This is a genomic window from Gilliamella sp. BG3 (assembly GCF_046635605.1).
Taxonomy (GTDB): Bacteria; Pseudomonadota; Gammaproteobacteria; order Enterobacterales; family Orbaceae; genus Gilliamella; species Gilliamella bombi.
This window is the reverse complement of record NZ_JBIDFE010000015.1, coordinates 17718-36076: the sequence shown is the minus strand read 5'-3', so window position 1 is coordinate 36076 and position 18359 is coordinate 17718. Positions and strand designations below refer to the sequence as shown.

The window sequence follows — 18359 nt, the reverse complement described above, 5'->3', positions numbered from 1 at the left end:
TCCTTTAAAGAATTTGACGTACTTCGTCAATACTAATTGAACCAAGTATTCCTAAATCAAGTAATACTTTATTATTAACTTTACTATTGATAACACCATATACTACTGAATAAGATAATGATGTTGATGATACTTTTTTCCCGTCATAACTTGCATTAACTGAAAAAGTATAACTACCATCTAGTGCATTCGTCCCATCATTTAGCACACCATCCCAAGTGAAAGAACTAACGCCTGCTGGAATTGCGCCTAAATCAACTTCACGAACTACATTGCCATTTTCATCTTGAATAGTAATAATTACTGAGTCAGCTTCATGTACCAACTCAAAACCAAATGGCGTGGTAACGGTTTCTTCTTTTGAGTCTGAACTTTCAGATTCTGAGGTTGCAACCAAAATTTTATTGCCAGGAACCATCACTCCCTTGCCAATCATATTACTGGCATTGACTGATAAACTATCATCAATCTGACCAGAAACCATTCCTAACGTTGTATTAAGACGTTCTATACCTGCTAAAGTATTGATTTGAGCTAGCTGTGATGTTAGCTGACTATTATCCATTGGATTAGTTGGATCTTGGTTCTTCATTTGTGCAATTAATAACGTTAAGAAATTATCTTGTAATTCTTTACTTGAGTTACCATCAGATGCCGTTTTTTGTGTCGTTTGAGGTTTTGTTATCCCCGATGATTCTGAAACAAGAACATTAGCTATACCCATCAACCACTCCTTTTTATTGCCCTAATGCCAGTGTTTTTAACATTAAATTTTTGGCGGTATTAATTACTTCTATATTTGCTTGATAACTTCGTGATGCTGAAATGGTATTAACCATTTCGGCAACCACATCAACATTAGGTTTCTGAATATATCCTTTAGCATCGGCCAATGGATGATTAGGTTCATAAACCAAATTCATTGGTGAAGGATCTTCAATAACTTGTGACACTTTAACCCCTGCAATTGGGTTAAGTTCACCATTATCATCCACTTGAAAAATAACCTGCTTAGCTCGATAAGCTTTGCCTGAAGTACTGGTAATACTGTCTGCGTTAGCTAAATTACTAGCACTTACATTCATTCGTTGTGTTTGTGCCAATAATGCCGAGCCTGAAATTGCAAAAATAGAAAAACTCATCATGATTATCCTTGCTGTAATACCGCCATAATATTTTTAAATTTTTCACCTAAAAACGTTAAATTACTTTGGTAGTGAATACTATTATCAATAAAAGCTGTACGTTCTTGATCCATCTCGACCGTATTACCATCTGCCGCAGCCTGATAAGGTATACGATAAAGTACATCATGATTTGTCATGATTGGTGCTTTTATCTGAATATGATGATTTGAAGTGATATTAAGCCCAACGTTATTAATCTTATTCTGATTGTTAAGTGCTTTGCTTAGCTCAGCATTAAAATCAATATCTCGAGCCTGATAGTTAGGCGTATCGCTATTTGCAATATTTGCAGCTAATATATTTTGTCGTATTTCACGTATATTTAATGCTTGCTGATGAAAATTAACCCATGTATCTAATTTATCAAACATAAAATCATCTCATTTTTTTTGATAATGAGAATTTTAAGCGAATAAAAAAAAAGTTATTGCGCAAATAACGATAAAAATTGCCCTTATTTCAAGATTCATTTCTTGCAATCATAAAGTAAAATCAGCTTATGAATAATTTAGAATAAATAAGCATGATTAAAATCGCAAAATTGATACTCGCTATTTTTATACTATTTAGTTGGAATAATGTTTTAGCAAATTCGCTTGATAAACAGATTAACAATTTAATATCACAGCAATTTGGTCATAAAGCGGACGACATTTTAATTACTTATCTTACTGCTAAACCGCAATTAAATTGTAAGACTCCAACACTCTCTTTATTAAATAAAAAAAAACAGTGGGGCAACATGACTATCAGTGCCCAATGCAATAATAAAAAAAAATTTATCCAGATTAATGTTGCTGTCAAAGGGAACTATATTGTAGCTAAACAAGCAATAAGTGCAGGGACGGTAATCAACGAAGATTATATACAGATACAATCAGGTTGGTTGGATAAACTACCTTCGACTGTTATTTTGGATGGAGTTGACGCAATTAATCATATAGCTTTACGAAATATCAATTTGGGTGAACCAATAAAAACAACAATGCTTCAAAAAAATTGGCAGGTGAAAGCAGGACAAATAATTAAAGTAATAATAAATGGAGAAGGTTATGAGATAACAACTAATGGCAAAACACTTAACAATGCTATATTAAACGATAAAATAAAAGTTAAACTAAATTCTGATAAAATTGTTGAAGGCACGTTAACTCACCAAGGTGTAATTATTTTCAATAAATAATATTAATGATTTTTTTATTATTGCCGATAATAAAATTATACAAATCACTTAAATCTTAAATTTGATTAAAGGTATTTTATGACTATAGATGCAACTAAATCCGTTACAGCCATAACAGGGCTAGTAAGCCGCGATGTAATTAACGAACAACAAAATACTCACAATGCATCTGTACAAACTAAAAACAGTACTAATGTAAGTACTAACGTGAGTATAAATCAAAATTCAATACACCTTTTACATTCAACCAACAAAGATATCGACGCAGAAAAAATTGAAAAAATAAAACAGTCCATATCCAACGGAACATTGGTTATTGATACACATAAAATTGCAGATAAATTAATTAAACAATTACTAGAAGATTTTTAAAAATAAGACAGAATTATAAGGATAAAAAATGTTAGCACTTAATGACATCCTAAATAAAATAGCTGAGATGTTACAAACAATTTCAGAAATTCTACAATCAGAGCAAAAAATATTAATTGAAAATAGTTCAACAAACCAGTTAAGTGAAACTATTAACAAAAAAAGCCAATTACTAATTCAACTAAAGCTACTGGATGAAGAACGCATAAAACTAAGTGAACAATTTAATATTCAACCACCCTATAAAGAAAATCCTACAATCGAAGCTCTTTGGCTATCAATTACTGATACAACAAAATTATTAGCAGATATAAATCGTGATAATGGGCTAATTATTCAAAACCGCATGAATCTAACCCAGCAATCAATCAACTATCTTAAAAGTATTAAAAGTCCTACTGTTTATACTAATAGTGGCTATCAACAAACTGAAATTATTTCGTCAAAACGAGCCAAAGTTTAAAAAATTAATATTTATTGACGGTAAACGCCATAAATACCCCCTAAAATGCCCTCTTATTAAGCCAACAACCCAGTAGTAATTAGTTCATACTGTTAGTATTGTAAATCTTTATTAAACTATAGCGTTTTATTTAACTTCATCATGGCTGACGATAGTGATCTAGATAAAAGCGAACACCCCACCGATAGCAAAATAAAAAAAGCTAGAGAAAAAGGGCAGATCCCTCGTTCTCGTGAATTAACTTCGTTATTAATTTTGTTAATAGGTATTATTTTATTTGGATTAATGGGATCACACTTAGTTAACCAGTTAACTACGATCATTAAAACAGCAATGAAGTTTTCGTATAAAATAGAGGATGATAAGTTAATCGTCTTCAATTTAGTTAATTTATTAACCGATGGTTTTTGGGCAATTGTACCCATTTTTTTTGGTCTAGTTATCGTTGCTATATTTGCACCACTTTGTGTCGGCGGTTTACTATTTAGCCTGCAATCAATTAAGCCTAATTTTCAAAAACTAAATCCGATATCTGGATTTGGTAGAATATTTAGTATTAGAGTTTTTTCTGAATTACTAAAAAGCATACTTAAAGTTATTTTTATTTCTATAGCTTCAACATTGTTTGTAATGCACCATTTTCCCCACATGCTTTCTTTACCCAATATGCATTTAAATAGCGCATTAACTAAAGCAATACAGCTAGTGATTCTTTGTGGAATTTTTAGTGTTATATCTTTAATACCCATGGTTGGTTTTGATATTTTCTATCAAATATGGAGTAATTTAAAGAAACTGAAAATGTCAAAACAAGAAATTAAAGATGAATTTAAAGAACAAGAGGGAAACCCACAAATCAAAGGGCGTATTCGTCAAATGCAACAGACTATTGCTAGACGCCGTATGATGAAAGATGTACCTAAAGCCAATGTGATTATTACCAACCCAACGCATTATGCCGTCGCTCTGCAATATGATGAAAAAACAATGATTGCTCCAAAATTATTAGCGAAAGGAACAAATAAAATTGCGTTACGCATCAAAGAAATTGCTAATGAACATAATATCCCTCAGTTAGAAGCTCCACCGCTTGCCCGTGCTTTATACCGTCATGGTGAAATAGGCGAAACAATACCAACCGAATTATATACCGCGGTTGCCCAAATTCTAGCGTGGGTTTATCAATTGAAACATTGGTATAAATATGGTGGCGATAAACCAATAGCGCCAAATAATTTACCCATACCTGAGTCATTATCCGTAAATAAATAAAGGTAATAACTAGTCTTATGATTAAATCTAAACTACTTAATTTATTATCAACCAATACATTAAAAAATGGGCATTATCAAGTCTTAGCTGGACCATTGCTAATTTTATTGATTCTTTCGATGATGGTATTACCACTACCTGCATTTATTTTGGATCTGTTTTTTACTTTTAATATTACATTATCAATTATCATCTTGATAGTAGCATTGTTTACTAAAAGAGTGCTTGATTTTGCAGCATTCCCGACCGTTTTATTATTTGCAACTTTATTAAGATTATCGTTAAACGTTGCTTCTACGCGGGTCGTTTTATTAAAAGGTCACACAGGTAGTGCTGCTGCTGGGCGGGTTATTGAGGCTTTTGGGCACTTTTTAGTTGGTGGTAATTTTGCTATTGGTATTGTGGTATTTATTATTTTAGTCATTATCAACTTTATGGTCATCACCAAAGGAGCAGGTAGAATAGCTGAAGTGGGCGCACGCTTTGCGTTAGATGGCATGCCCGGAAAACAAATGGCTATTGATGCTGATCTGAATGCGGGTTTAATTGGTGAAGATGAAGCTAAAGCCCGTCGAGCCGAAGTTTCTCAAGAAGCCGATTTTTATGGGTCAATGGATGGTGCCAGTAAATTTGTACGTGGTGATGCGATTGCGGGATTATTAATAATGGGTATAACCATTATTGGGGGGTTATTAGTTGGAGTTGTTCAACACGGTATGGCTTTTTCTGATGCTAGCGAAACCTATGTTTTACTAACTATTGGCGATGGTTTGGTAGCACAAATACCATCACTCATTATTTCAACCGCAGCTGGCGTTATTGTTACTCGAGTCACATCACAAGATAACATCAGTGATCAAATGATTACACAGCTTTTTAATAATCCACAAGTATTGATTTTAACAGCTGTCGTCATTGGTTTACTTGGACTAATTCCGGGTATGCCAAATTTAGTTTTTCTACTCTTTACTGCTATTTTATTAATCATATCTTGGTGGTTAACTAAACAGAAAAAGACAGAACAAAAAATGGCACCCAAACAAGCTAATGTACAAGCAACCACGCCAGCTAATATAGAAGCAACATGGTCAGATGTTAATATTGAAGATATATTGGCAATGGAAGTTGGTTATGGATTAATTCCCATGGTAGATCAAACTCAAAATGGTGAGTTGTTAGGGCGAATTCGTAGTTTACGCAAAAAATTTGCTCAAACACTGGGTTTTTTACCACCTCAAGTTCATATAAGAGATAATCTTTCATTAGCACCTTATCAATATAAGATATTTATAAAAGGTGGTGAAATTGGCAAAGGTGAAATTGTTAATAATAAATGGTTAGCGATCAATCCCGGTAATGTAACTGAAACCATTGAGGGCATTCCAACAACCGAACCTGCCTTTGGATTACCAGCGATATGGATAGATGAAAGTAATAAAGAAAATGCACAAATATTGGGGTATACCGTTGTTGATACAAGCACCATGATTGCTACTCATTTTAATCATTTATTACAGCAATTTGCTAGCGACTTATTAGGACGTTTAGAAACTCAAGAACTGCTCGACAGAATAAAACAAGATATGCCGAAATTAGTGGAGGACTTTATTCCTGGTGTTGTTACACTAACCACATTTCATAAAATATTGCAAAACTTGATCGCTGAAAAAGTGTCAATCCGTGATATGCGTACCATTATTGAAACCATCTGTGAGTACGCACCAACCCAAAATGATGCTTATCAGCTACTAAGTATGGTAAGAATTGCTTTAGGAAGAGTCATCACACAACAATGGTTTCCTGGATCTGAGCCAATCAATGTAATAGGATTAAATATCAATTTAGAACGTTTGTTATTACAAGCACTCCAAAATACCAGCAATGTTGAACCAGGGCTAGCCGAACACATTGTCGAGCAAATTAAACAAGCCATTCATCAACAAGAAGCTATCGGTGCACCACCAGTGTTATTAGTGAACCATGCATTAAGACCTATGCTTTCACAATTTTTAAGGCCTAACTTTCCTCAATTAGTGGTATTGTCAAATTTAGAAATCACCGATAATCGAGAGATAAAAATGAGCACGCAAATTGGCGCAGAATAGTTACTTTATAATACTAATAATGAAGTGTTTCAGTTAATAAAAACTAGAAACACTCATTTCTAAACCGCCTACACGGCGGTAAACAATTTTATGATAGTTAAAGTATCAAAATAGGTATTTCTAAATATTGGCCTCGGCGACCTAATGACTAAGAAATAAGAACTAAGGTTTAAGGTTTGAGACGCAAGTAACACGTCCTTCCATTTCCCGGGAGGTGGGGGGCAGGGTCCAATCAAAGATTCTGCCATCACTCGAGAACACAGAGAACCTGCGCCCCCTCACCTCGCTCGTCCAATAGAAGCTGGGAAAAAAGCGAGAACAACCACTAAAACTGTCAATACAGTCGTAATCGTACAAGTCGCCCCACTCGGAAAAAAAACCTACATCAATATGACGCGTGTAATGATTACCTGGTGAAGATGGATTAGCGCCTACTATAGATGGACCAAATTTTGTAGCATTGGTTAAATCCCTGACCCTTGGCATCTGGTAGCCTATATTATTACACCATGCTAAATGGTCACTATAGGTTCTCGTTCGAAAAGGAAGATGACCATCCCGCACGACGAACCACTGCTTCAACACAAATCCATATTTTACTACCTCAATGCCATATCTATCTCTACCCACTAACTCAAACGTCTGCGGTAACTTTGGCTTAGCAATTGGATTAGGATGAGGATTGTCCCATTGATTTATTGCATCTGGACCTGTTAACTCAACACGGGTGACAAATCTGTCTTCAGTAGGAGTCCAATAGTCAGAAGCACTATTAGTTGCAACACTTGTCACTGTTGCTGTAATTCCCTCATGCGTAACAGGTTTCCATTTCAAGTCTCTCACATCTATTCCTGTTATAATTAAATAAAAACGTAAATTATGTGCTCCTGTAGTTGGGAAATTGAGGTTGTATGATTCAGGATTGGTTGATTGAACTAAGAAGCCCTTCTTAGGACTCCATATGTCAGCTGGACCTGCGTATCTACCTTCGCTAAAAAATAGATTCGGCCTTGCATAATGGATAACTGCCGACGGTATTATTATAGCATCACTACGATTACCCGTTCGAACCTCATTCCATAAAGAAGACAATAATAACAATATCAATACTAACGGAACTTTTCGGAATAATTTTGATAATAATTTGAAAAATAACTTTGAAGATATAAACGTGGCGGGGTTAAAAATCCAACTAGTGTGTTTATCTGATAAATTTAAGACATAGGTTTGCCATGTTTGGTGTTTGGTGTTTAAAATGATAATGCATTACGGTTCACCTGTCAAGTAAATTAATGATTTATTTTAATTTTTATGTTTATTTGATTGTTTAATAAACTATTCCTTTAAGCAGGTTAAAGTATAGCCATTTTAAAAAAACTTGGCTAGTTTTTTTATGCAATTTTTTAATTAGAATACGGTGTTAGGTTTTGTAAGTCTTAACTTTTGTGGAAATAATGAATATTGGTGATAATTTCTAAACCAAGGAATTAGTGAATTACCTAACAACCAATGAACATATAATCCTTACCATGTTATAAGATGTATTACGCCCATAAAATCGTTCAGGTAGAGCATTGATTTTATTTAATTTTTTATTTTTATTAAAATCAACCAGTTATACAGAAATTTCTACTTTTATACAAAAGACCACCTATACGGCATTGAAGTTCATTATCGATTCTTTGATGATGTGCGGAATTTTCTAAACTGCCTATACGGCATTGAAGAAATCGGGTTAGCGTTAAAATGAAAGGAGGCGTTTCTAAACTGCCTATACGGCATTGAAGCAGGCACTAATTTACGTGATTACGAACAAAATTTTCTAAACTGCCTATACGGCATTGAAGAGTTTACCCCCGATTTCGCACTAAAATTATTTTTTCTAAACTGCCTATACGGCATTGAAGTCGTTTTTTTTAATGGTAGCCAGCTCCTCGGATTTCTAAACTGCCTATACGGCATTGAAGTATCCTTTGTATTAGTTCGCCATGTTCAACATTTTCTAAACTGCCTATACGGCATTGAAGAAGTAGTGGCAATTTCGGACGAAACCAATCTATTTCTAAACTGCCTATACGGCATTGAAGCTGCTAAAAAAATCCGTGATGATGTTCTGGAATTTCTAAACTGCCTATACGGCATTGAAGCGTGTGGTAAGGAAACAAACTGGTGGCAAGTGTTTCTAAACTGCCTATACGGCATTGAAGGATTTATTATTTTGATGAGCATTACATCGATTTTTCTAAACTGCCTATACGGCATTGAAGGCTAATATTTTTTCAGATTCGTCACTAATCGATTTCTAAACTGCCTATACGGCATTGAAGCCGTTAAATTTACGCAAAGCCTTTTCCGATAATTTCTAAACTGCCTATACGGCATTGAAGCGCATTAGAAGCAATTTTTTATAATCCTCACTTTTCTAAACTGCCTATACGGCATTGAAGGTGTTGCTGTAAAAACGTGCTTCCATTCTTCTTTTCTAAACTGCCTATACGGCATTGAAGATAAAGAAGCTGCTCATATTTCAATCCCGATTTTTCTAAACTGCCTATACGGCATTGAAGTTGTTTATGCTGATTCGATGGATGTTAGAAGTTTTCTAAACTGCCTATACGGCATTGAAGATGTTAATTGTGTTGTCATCTTGTCCACCTTTTTTCTAAACTGCCTATACGGCATTGAAGTTGGGTTTGCTGAGCCAAAGCGCCTATAACGTTTTCTAAACTGCCTATACGGCATTGAAGTGGCCATGGTTGAGGAATGCCGACTGGCAGCATTTCTAAACTGCCTATACGGCATTGAAGATTCGATACCCTTGATTATTTGATAGTGCTTTTTTCTAAACTGCCTATACGGCATTGAAGACATAGTTACGTAACGTTATTTTTAAGTCTCTTTTCTAAACTGCCTATACGGCATTGAAGAATTAATCCATCATCATTTACTAGTCCATCGGTTTCTAAACTGCCTATACGGCATTGAAGGAAAACTTTTTTATAGCTTTTTTCAGAGAATATTTCTAAACTGCCTATACGGCATTGAAGTAGAATTTTATCTCAATAGGACCTTATTGTAAAAGAGCATACTGCACTTTTCCCAATTTTTACCCTTTTTTTGAGTCTATTTTAATATCAATAATAATCAATATGTTAAAATTATCCCCAAAAAAAGGGTTAATGATTTAAAAATCAGGAACAGTGGCTGTTTGGCTTAATCCATAGCTATTAAATGTGCCTTGCACTGGCTCTGGGCATTTTTCTTGTTTTAACCACAAAATAAATCTTTGACCTGTACTTTTACTATTCAAATGAAGATGTGGGTATTGCAAATGAACGCTTCCCCACTTTTCAACCATTTTATTTTTCACTTCAGGTGTCCATTTACCTTGTGCAGTTAATCTTTTTTCGGCACGTCTTAACGCACTCTGACCTTTAGGATTAACACGGCTCAAATGCAAATAGCCTTTTATCGTTGCCGGTACTGTTGTGATAGGCATCAATAAAGCATAATCACTTATCGATGATTTTTGCTGTATATCTGCTTTAAGTTTTTGCAATTCCTGCTCGGTACCAAATAGGCGAATCACTCCGCCTAATGTTCGGTGTACATTGTAACAAGGAAAACTAATTGCGATATTTCCTTGTTGATTAACCAAGATTTGGTGCAGTGACTGCATGACTTGATTAATCACGTCCACCTCGGTTATCTCAATTTGCGAAATAGCTCGCAGCTCTAAATAGTGTGAGTGCATATAATTTACTCCTTGCCACTAGCACCAAAAACACCACCACGAATTAATACCGCAATCACATAATGTTGTTGCTCAAGCAATGGTTTTTCACCTTTTAATACCCAATTATCAAATAAGGTATAAAAGTCTAATTTCTGTTTTGGTTGTCTAAAAGCATGCCCCATTGATGTCACCGAGCCATACGGTTCTATTGCTATTGGGAATTGAGCATTATCATACCAAGTATCGATAGTTCGAATTGCATTGCTGATTTTTTGTGAATGCATGGCGGCTTGTTTGTTCTTCTCATACAATACTTTACTTTTAGTTTTGCCAGTATCTAGAATTAATTCTTGTGACGGGTAGACTTCTTGACCTAAACCCATTTTCAGTTTGGCTTCAACGCTAAAAATAACAAACTCTTTACCACATAATCCTGCTTCAATCAGTGTAGCAAGATCATTCACCGATTTATCATCATAATCAAATGAGTTCAGTTGATATTGTTTAACATCACTGACTTCAATCATTGGTTTTTTTTCATCTTTTCGAGTAATCGAAAGGCTAATTTGCTCTGCTGCCATACGGTTACGCCATAACCAACGGCCACTTAAGATATTAATAGCATAACGCTTAGCTAGTGCTGTCAATCCTTGCGTTTGAATATAACCCTGCGTTGTTTTTTCTAGTTCTTTTTGATATTCGATATCATTACATACTGATGGTTTACCTAAAAATGGCAACACTTTACAGCTCCATGTAACTACCAAAGTATCTTTATCGGCATCTAACGAAGCGACATCTACTGTTTGTAAATTTGGTTTTTGTATTTCAGCATCTAATTTGGTTGGATCGTTTGCCACTGCATTTTTAAGACGATTTGAAATAGTGCCTCGGACTGATTTTTCAGTAACTACAACAGGGGATAATTTATTGGTATCCGTACTACTTTGCTGTGCAAAAATTGCATCTGAAATATCAAAACTACGTTCAAAAGCAAGTACGCTTGCCGTTGTCATTTTATCTTTACTCATAATGTATTCCTTAGTCTATAATTTTCTAAATTTACTTAATTGGTTTCTTGATTGATAATATAAATTTCTGCATCATTAGATTGCAATTCACTGCATTTATAACGCCAAAAAGCCTGTGATAAACTCTCTGTCAAACGTAAAGGAAAGACCCATTTACCAAGCCCATAAATACACTCCACAAATTGCGTAGCATGCTCATTACTGCGTGCATGTTCAACCTTACCTGCTGAAAATAACGGTGAAATAGCTTGATAGCCCAAATGTAAAGGGACAAGCCAACCACGACCTTGCTTAACCGATGTGGTTTGCCAGTGATCTTTTTCTTGTGGATGATGATGCAACATCGCTGTTTCAATCAGGGCATCAAGCGCTGTAGCATTAGGATCTTGTTGCTGTAATTCAGCAGTAATATCTTGCAAATCTTGTGGTGCTTCAACTAAAACAAATGCGGGTAATAGTGCATTGATTAAGTTTTTATTTGATTCTGATGCAGAATATAGTGCGACTGATTCAATATCAACAACCTGCCCACCAGCAACACGCTGCTGGTAAAGTTTTTGTTTCATCTGTTGGATAAATGCTTGCTGTTCATCTGCATCATCTAATGTTTCACGATCTTCAATTTTTACCTCAACAAGCAATGAAACATCTAGATGAACTCGCCCTTCTTCAATAATTGAACGAGTACTACCATTTTTAGCTAATGGATTGCGTGTTAATCGAAACGTATAATCGGCATAGTTGTTTGGTCGATAAACTTGTACATCACATTCATGACATGCAATTAACACACCATCTAAGTAAATAGGATTTTCTGATTCAATTTTACGACTTAAAGCATGAATAGCGCCTAGAAACCCCGAAATAGCTGGGAATCCATACGTTAATGGGCTAGAAATCGCATTGGCATTATGGATTTTAACATGATCAAATAATAAATAATAACGTAATGATGCCATTAAAATATCCCCTCCCTTTTACGTTGACTTGCTTTTACCGCTGCATTAAATTCACGGCGCCATTCGCTAAATTCAGGATCAGCAAATTGCTGTTTAAAATTTTTAAATTTTTCTTTTAAAGCATTTTGAACCCAAGTTGCAAAAAGCTTTTCTAGACTTTGTTGCCAATCACCTTGTTCATACTGCTTTTTAAAATCCTCTTCATTCTCTAATTGGACTCGCTGTGGATCAAGCCAAAGTTTTTCATCAAAATTGAGTGAATAATCACGACTCCAACCAGCTGGTTGAGTAGTTTGAATATAGCGAGCAAACTTAAGTAGTAAAGATAAAATCACCGCAAACGCATCTTTACGATCATCTCGTTCTTCTACAATATTTTTTGGCGCTTCAACCATATCAAACAGTAATTTAAAACCAAATCGACAAAAATATTGCAGTGCATTATTGAAAATTGTTTCTTGTTGTTTAGAAATCGATGGGAATTGAGATTTTTGAAATATAGGAGGCATAGAGGGTAATAAAAAATTGCGCCCCATTTGACTACCAATAAGTTGGCTTGCATTTTGAGCATTACTGCCACCTAGTTTAACAACGGCTAAATCATGAAAAGAAAAATAAGGTTGATACTCAACATCTTTTTTTCTACGCAATTCTCGTGCATTTTTATTTTCATCCGAAAATCTGCTTTGTATCTTTTGATAAACTAAATGGCATAAAGCACTAGGATGTAGTGGAATCAGTAAGCGGTAATTATTTTCATGCTGTGACAAATAAGTTTCTTCACTATTCGGCCAGAAAAATTGCTTATTAAGTTCTGAAGCCTGCGCATCACTCCAATTATCTTTAAGTAACTGCTTAAAATTTTCCAAATAAAGAGCAGACTTATTTTTATCATCAGATAAAGCTTCTTGAACAGCAGGGTGATTATTAATAATAAGCTGTAAAATTGTTATATCATTTTTAACGACTTGGTTTAAAAGCCCAAATATATCTAAAGCAGCAGCGCCACTGGCATCGAAAGGCAAAGAGTTCACTGTAGCAGATGATACTAAATTATTCAGGTTATTAGGCTTTATCTGTGTATTGTAATTTGCGTTACAAGCCTTCGAGCTCGGGTGAACTCCTTTAGCTATATGGGTAGCAATAAGAAGCCATGAAATTCTTCTAATTGCCGCGTCTTCCATCCACGTTTCAAAATCAAACCGTTTAGCAAGTTCAGCTAACTTTTGCTGAGCTTCATTAACTGCGACCTGATCGCCTAACTCTTTTGCTTTTTCCAGCTTAGCGGTTTCACTTTTATAATTACTATTATTGGCAAGCCGTTGTTGCAGAAAATCTAAAATTACTTTTCTTATATCTTGCCAAGATATGTTATTCATTGACCCTCCTTATTTATCTTAAATTTTAATAAAATGAGAATAAAATAAATCTTACTAAAATTCAAGCAAAAAATCAAAAAATAATCAAAAATAACAAACAAAAAAAAGAAAGAAACAAAGTAAAGAATAAAACTTAAAAGGGAATAATATAATATTAAGCTCAACGAGCCAACTAATTTGGAGGGTGGAGCTTAATCCTTTTATAAACCACTTATTCAGCGGTGAAATATTCTTCAAAGGAAAGAGAATACTTAAAATTTCTCAGCAACCTATACGGCTGTCCGTTCAGAGTATAAAAGAATTACCTCACTTTTACTAGCAACCATTATGCACCTGACGATATTTTGTCAAAAAGTTTCAGGTAACTATGTGTTTCAGTATAAAAACTGATATTCTTTTATCCTTTCTTTTCATAAAATCCTAAATAAGGATGAAAATACCAACTGCTATTACGATATAAGCTTACGCTACAAAATTCATTCGCTAATCGATATGGCGTTTTATTTGGGAAATATTCGGTTATTTTTGCTATGGCTTGCTCGACACTATTTTCTAACCACGGTTTAACTTGCGGATTTTCAAATAACCAACGTTTGTATTCAATTTGGCTATTTTGTTTGCTTGGACAAGATTCATCTGGAGTCTGCCATGCTACATCTGCATAGCTAAATTGATAATCGCCATCGTCGTCAAGTTGGCAAATATATTCATCTTGTGTCTTATCATTTCCTCTAAATGGCGAAATCGCCTGTAAATGCACACAATGGTGATGAGCTAAGCCTTGTTGCCAATAGCTGGTCACATAATTACTTTTACGGGCATTAATTGCAAAAAGATCTGCCATGACCTTATGCTCTAATTCAGCTAGCGTTAGCCCATCTTCAGGGCAAGACTGAATACGTGGAACCGCATCTATATTAACTAACTGATAAGCTGGAATTAGTTCATTTGTTTTATGGGTTTTCAGCAAAAATAATGACTCTTCTTCAAATCCTGGTTTAGTAAAACAGGCCTTATCCGTACGATACTTAGATTCAATTGCTTTTAAATTCGATCCTAATATCGCCACATTGGCCTTTTGTGCCATTTTTTGTGGTCGGTGACGCCATACTCGCCCTACTAACTGAATAATAGATCGCATGGATGATGGTTCGACAATCGCCCAATCATAATCGTGATCACGCCCGACTTCGGTGACTGGTGTGCCAATCACAATAAAGATATGATTTTCTTTCTTGCTACCTTTTATAGATTGGAGAATTTCGGGTTGGCTAAATAGAGCCTGTTCATCACTGCGATTTAAAATTCTATCAAGTTTTTCTTCTAATTGGCTACGCAATAATAGCAGTTGTCGAGCATGATAAACCACGATATGAAAAGCAGTATCACTAGGTAACTTCTTTTGTTCGTAAATTTGTTCGGTAAGTGAAATAACATCTTCTGTATGGGCAAAACGCATTAAACCGATACTTACCTTTTTTTGTGATGTTTTATCAATTTGATGATGATCTTGGTGAAATTGATAAGCTTGATCTAATAATTGTTTAGCTAGCACACCATAATTAATTTTTTGGTTTTCTGTTTTATTTTCTTGGTAATTTAGTAGATCTAAGATATGCCCTTGGCGACGAACTGCGCTTTGTGCTAATTGATGAATGCGCATTGCTACAAATTGTTGATGATGATCGCTAAACGTTTTAGTATCAGCAATTTGTGATATCGACTGTTCATATTCATCAAACCAACCACATACAATGGCATTATTGGCATATTGGTTATTTTGATTCCAAATTTTTCGCCCTGCTTGGTAAGCATCAAATAATCCAGCAATTAAATCTGGTGTTAAGGTCGCCGATGACAGTAGTACTTTGCTACCAAACAATCCAGCTAAATGCACTAAACGCGCCAGCGCTGGCAAGTCGTGTTGATCAAAATCATCAGGTTCATCTAAAATCAAATCTGAGGTTAACAATCTTAACGTTGGTGCAATATATTTACCGCCTCGGCTACATTCGCTAGCTTGAATAATATGGTCAATTGTACATGTCACAATAGGTGCATAAAGTAATTGCCGTGCTTTACTGTCTTCAATAATAGTACCTAATTCACAATCAGCAATACCACTTTCTGCTACATCAATATATTCATCAAGTAACGATTCGATAGATTCACTACCTTGGTTTTCTGATTTTTTTTGAGAATCGTTTTGTTGAATTTCTTCACTACTCAGTTCAAACAAGGTTTTTGTGGCTCGCCCACCCACTAAAATCGCCAGATGTTCATCACTTAAGTGTAATCTTTCTCTTAATGCTTTACCTGTTTGCAACGTTAAAACACGTAATCCCAATGCAATGGTAAAACGCACGCCCCGTTTTGGATTTGAAAGCGCATACATAATCCGCCCATTGGCTAAGGTTTTACCACAGCCAGTCGATGCCATGTTAACACCAAAAAAGCCACATTCATCAGTTTGTTGTTGATAACTTTTTGCTAAATCAAAAGCATGATTTTGCCACTGGAAGCGTTTTATAGTTGTTCGTTTGGTAAAAGGTTTATGTTGATTAATTGCGGGTAATTCCGTGGTTATTTTAGGTAATAAACGAGCAAATCGGGCTGAAAAATTAGCTACACCGATTAAATGATCATCTAAACGTTGCTTCGCTTTTTTTAGGTAATTCGTGTTAGCAATCAATATTGCTTCATTTTCTTTTGCCTCTTCACATGCTAAAGATAAACTTGAGTAGTTATGATCAGCCACCATTAAGCTTAAACGTGAAATATGCAATAAAAACTCGTCAATATTAGACAATTGCATTAAAGGCACATGATTTAGGGCTTTGGCTGCATAACGGCTTAGTTTTTTCAGCCAAGGCTGACTTAAGGTAATATCGCTTTTAAGCTGCCAAAAATCGTTGGGTGAAGTGTGTTGACTATGACTATTTTTAACCCATTTATCAATTGCCTTAAATGTTTTATAAAAACTTCGGATAGTTAAACCAGATATATCAAAATCTATTTTCTGTAAATTTTTAATATCCCCCGTTAATGAATCCGGTAAAAACGGCATTCTATGATGCGACACAATGAGCCACGCAATCCATTGTGCCAATAACGGTAACTGCGTGAGATCATTTTTGTCGACTTTGGTTAGTTGCTGGTACCAATTAGGATTCTGTTGTCGATATTGATCAAAATGCGCTAATCGATCAAATAAGGCTTCGTTCGTGGTGCAGCCTTGAATCATTAATAAAAATAATTGTAACGAAATCCACTCATGTCGGTAAGGATCAGCCGCCACAGCCGTTTCTGCTCGTAATTTAGATTGAAAACCAATCGTTGCTTTACCTAAATCATGAAGTAGTGCCGCTATGGTAGTAATTAATTGAATGGTGGTTGCATATTGCCAACAATTTTCGCTGTCACTGCGTAAAATATTGCGTTTAGTACGATTAGTTGGGACTCGTCCCTCTTGATTAAACTGACTGCGATCGCCCACAATCCACAAAAGATCAGTTAAATTTTTACCATGTGTCCAATAACATGCAACAGCAGTATTTTTTCGTGCAGTTTTGCGTAATAATTTATAGAGCGTTTGTAACCCTGCTTCAGTCATTGGGCTTTGCCATGTTCGTTCACCGCAGCGCTCAGCGAACTGATCGATAATCCGCCTTGTTTCGGTTAAGGCATTTTTTTTGCATTGACTAACAAGTAAAATATTCATATTTGATCTGCTATCTGTTTTAAAGTATCAATAATCCTATCAAGTGCACCTAATTGAGCAAATTGCGCAATACATGCCATACGAAATTCTTTTTCACTATCGCCTTGTTTGGCTGATAAAAAGGCCTGAGGTAATACAATGCCATCTTTAATAATATCTGCCGCATCAAAAACTAATCCACCCCGGCGAGTTTTTCCGTGTAAAATAGCAAGTCCATGAGGGAGACCTAACACCCAACAAGCCGTTGCGCCAAGTCCATAGGCTAAATAGTTACCATGGTCTAAAAATTGATTAGCGGGATCATGACTCTTGCCTCGTGAGCCTTGTTCTCGTTTAAATTTATCATCTTGTAAGGTTAATTGATTTGCCATGCTATAAAGACGTTTGCTAATTCGCCCTTCTGCGGCTAAAAGTGCTTGGCTATTATCAACATCGGTAAATTGTTGTGTTGCATCAGTAAGAATATGCGTTAACTGCGTTTTATCAACATCCCAATCAAATTGCGGCCAACACTCACTAATAATATTAAGCCGTGTTTGTTGCAATAATTTAGCTGCTTGTAATCGACGTTCATCATCAAACCAAAATTGACACCAGCTTTGTAGATATTCTGTCGGGCGATATTCACTTTGTGGCGAAAAAAATTGACAAGCGAATTCAGATTCGGTTGATGAAAATAGAGGCGTTCCGCCTCCTCCACAAAAGCCAATCATGACACCTGCCCGTGAAAGCTCTCGCACTGCCGCTTGCGTTAATGATGTTCCCGTGCCTAATAAAATACAGGTAGTATTAGCTATTGGGATATTCCAATATAACGATTGTTGACCTTGCTCAGTCACATACTCAACTCGCCCGCCATTAACCAAAACACGGCAATGCTCTAAATAATAAATATTGGCACGCTTGGAATGCATGATCGTTTTTAGATCAGAAGAATGAATCATATCCATG

Annotated in this window: 15 protein-coding genes and 1 CRISPR repeat array; of the genes, 5 read left to right on the top strand and 10 right to left on the bottom strand. The window is 35.4% G+C overall.

The window, feature by feature from the left end:
• Nucleotides 1-4: 4 nt before the first annotated feature.
• The 3 genes from ACGH6S_RS08270 to flgB are packed head-to-tail and all read right to left on the bottom strand — an operon-like array spanning nt 5 to nt 1558.
• Nucleotides 5-724: a flagellar hook assembly protein FlgD gene (locus tag ACGH6S_RS08270; RefSeq protein ID WP_034909450.1), complete on the bottom strand. Its 720-nt coding sequence runs from the start codon at nt 722-724 to the stop codon at nt 5-7.
• Nucleotides 725-737: 13 nt separating this feature from the next.
• Complete coding sequence (gene flgC, locus ACGH6S_RS08265; RefSeq protein WP_034909448.1) at nt 738-1145, bottom strand: flagellar basal body rod protein FlgC; 408 nt, start codon at nt 1143-1145, stop codon at nt 738-740.
• Nucleotides 1146-1147: 2 nt separating this feature from the next.
• On the bottom strand, nt 1148-1558 hold the full coding sequence (gene flgB / locus ACGH6S_RS08260) for a flagellar basal body rod protein FlgB (RefSeq protein ID WP_034909444.1): 411 nt from the start codon (nt 1556-1558) through the stop codon (nt 1148-1150).
• 152 nt (nt 1559-1710) lie between these two features.
• On the opposite strand from flgB, the gene flgA reads away from it, so the two are divergent.
• The 5 genes from flgA to flhA all read left to right on the top strand — a co-directional run bounded on the left by flgA (nt 1711) and on the right by flhA (nt 6582).
• On the top strand, nt 1711-2370 hold the full coding sequence (gene flgA / locus ACGH6S_RS08255; protein ID WP_411578643.1) for a flagellar basal body P-ring formation chaperone FlgA: 660 nt from the start codon (nt 1711-1713) through the stop codon (nt 2368-2370).
• A 78-nt stretch (nt 2371-2448) separates the two neighbouring features.
• Complete coding sequence (gene flgM, locus ACGH6S_RS08250) at nt 2449-2742, top strand: flagellar biosynthesis anti-sigma factor FlgM (RefSeq protein ID WP_297224443.1); 294 nt, start codon at nt 2449-2451, stop codon at nt 2740-2742.
• A gap of 28 nt (nt 2743-2770) precedes the next feature.
• On the top strand, nt 2771-3205 hold the full coding sequence (locus ACGH6S_RS08245; RefSeq protein WP_296302131.1) for a flagella synthesis protein FlgN: 435 nt from the start codon (nt 2771-2773) through the stop codon (nt 3203-3205).
• 141 nt (nt 3206-3346) lie between these two features.
• Complete coding sequence (gene flhB, locus ACGH6S_RS08240; RefSeq protein ID WP_065590606.1) at nt 3347-4477, top strand: flagellar biosynthesis protein FlhB; 1131 nt, start codon at nt 3347-3349, stop codon at nt 4475-4477.
• A 17-nt stretch (nt 4478-4494) separates the two neighbouring features.
• Nucleotides 4495-6582 carry a flagellar biosynthesis protein FlhA gene (flhA, locus tag ACGH6S_RS08235; protein WP_411578642.1) on the top strand — a complete coding sequence of 696 codons (2088 nt, stop codon included), beginning with the start codon at nt 4495-4497 and terminating at the stop codon, nt 6580-6582.
• A gap of 162 nt (nt 6583-6744) precedes the next feature.
• On the opposite strand, the gene ACGH6S_RS08230 is transcribed toward flhA, so the two are convergent.
• The 7 genes from ACGH6S_RS08230 to cas1f form a co-directional block, all read right to left on the bottom strand.
• Nucleotides 6745-7683, bottom strand: a complete 939-nt coding sequence (locus ACGH6S_RS08230) for a hypothetical protein (RefSeq protein WP_411579494.1) — start codon at nt 7681-7683, stop codon at nt 6745-6747.
• Nucleotides 7684-8281: 598 nt separating this feature from the next.
• A CRISPR array of direct repeats spans nt 8282-9629; the repeat unit is 28 nt; unit sequence TTTCTAAACTGCCTATACGGCATTGAAG.
• Between the two features lie 137 nt (nt 9630-9766).
• Nucleotides 9767-10336 (bottom strand): type I-F CRISPR-associated endoribonuclease Cas6/Csy4, encoded by a 570-nt coding sequence (gene cas6f, locus ACGH6S_RS08225; protein WP_065561650.1) that lies wholly within the window; start codon nt 10334-10336, stop codon nt 9767-9769.
• 5 nt (nt 10337-10341) lie between these two features.
• Entirely contained in the window at nt 10342-11349 is a 1008-nt protein-coding gene (gene csy3 / locus ACGH6S_RS08220; RefSeq protein ID WP_411578640.1) for a type I-F CRISPR-associated protein Csy3, read from the bottom strand.
• A gap of 35 nt (nt 11350-11384) precedes the next feature.
• Nucleotides 11385-12308, bottom strand: coding sequence for a type I-F CRISPR-associated protein Csy2 (gene csy2 / locus ACGH6S_RS08215; RefSeq protein WP_411578639.1), 924 nt, complete (start codon nt 12306-12308; stop codon nt 11385-11387).
• Nucleotides 12308-13687, bottom strand: coding sequence for a type I-F CRISPR-associated protein Csy1 (gene csy1, locus ACGH6S_RS08210; RefSeq protein WP_411578638.1), 1380 nt, complete (start codon nt 13685-13687; stop codon nt 12308-12310). Before csy1 ends, csy2 begins: the two co-directional genes overlap by 1 nt.
• A 397-nt stretch (nt 13688-14084) precedes the next feature.
• The gene (gene cas3f, locus ACGH6S_RS08205; RefSeq protein ID WP_411578637.1) at nt 14085-17408 is read right to left on the bottom strand and encodes a type I-F CRISPR-associated helicase Cas3f; all 3324 of its coding nucleotides are present in this window, start codon (nt 17406-17408) and stop codon (nt 14085-14087) included.
• Nucleotides 17405-18358, bottom strand: coding sequence for a type I-F CRISPR-associated endonuclease Cas1f (gene cas1f / locus ACGH6S_RS08200; protein ID WP_411578636.1), 954 nt, complete (start codon nt 18356-18358; stop codon nt 17405-17407). The genes cas3f and cas1f overlap by 4 nt, the downstream gene beginning before the upstream one ends.
• Nucleotide 18359 lies beyond the last annotated feature (1 nt).

Bases quoted from the DNA above. Each gene is read 5' to 3' on its own strand.
- flgB (WP_034909444.1), bottom strand. From the start codon at position 1,558: ATGTTTGATAAATTAGATACATGGGTTAATTTTCATCAGCAAGCATTA.
- flhB (WP_065590606.1), top strand. From the start codon at position 3,347: ATGGCTGACGATAGTGATCTAGATAAAAGCGAACACCCCACCGATAGC.
- flgA (WP_411578643.1), top strand. From the start codon at position 1,711: ATGATTAAAATCGCAAAATTGATACTCGCTATTTTTATACTATTTAGT.
- cas1f (WP_411578636.1), bottom strand. From the start codon at position 18,358: ATGGATATGATTCATTCTTCTGATCTAAAAACGATCATGCATTCCAAG.
- cas3f (WP_411578637.1), bottom strand. From the start codon at position 17,408: ATGAATATTTTACTTGTTAGTCAATGCAAAAAAAATGCCTTAACCGAA.
- ACGH6S_RS08270 (WP_034909450.1), bottom strand. From the start codon at position 724: ATGGGTATAGCTAATGTTCTTGTTTCAGAATCATCGGGGATAACAAAA.
- cas6f (WP_065561650.1), bottom strand. From the start codon at position 10,336: ATGCACTCACACTATTTAGAGCTGCGAGCTATTTCGCAAATTGAGATA.
- flgC (WP_034909448.1), bottom strand. From the start codon at position 1,145: ATGATGAGTTTTTCTATTTTTGCAATTTCAGGCTCGGCATTATTGGCA.
- csy1 (WP_411578638.1), bottom strand. From the start codon at position 13,687: ATGAATAACATATCTTGGCAAGATATAAGAAAAGTAATTTTAGATTTT.
- csy3 (WP_411578640.1), bottom strand. From the start codon at position 11,349: ATGAGTAAAGATAAAATGACAACGGCAAGCGTACTTGCTTTTGAACGT.
- ACGH6S_RS08245 (WP_296302131.1), top strand. From the start codon at position 2,771: ATGTTAGCACTTAATGACATCCTAAATAAAATAGCTGAGATGTTACAA.
- flhA (WP_411578642.1), top strand. From the start codon at position 4,495: ATGATTAAATCTAAACTACTTAATTTATTATCAACCAATACATTAAAA.
- flgM (WP_297224443.1), top strand. From the start codon at position 2,449: ATGACTATAGATGCAACTAAATCCGTTACAGCCATAACAGGGCTAGTA.
- csy2 (WP_411578639.1), bottom strand. From the start codon at position 12,308: ATGGCATCATTACGTTATTATTTATTATTTGATCATGTTAAAATCCAT.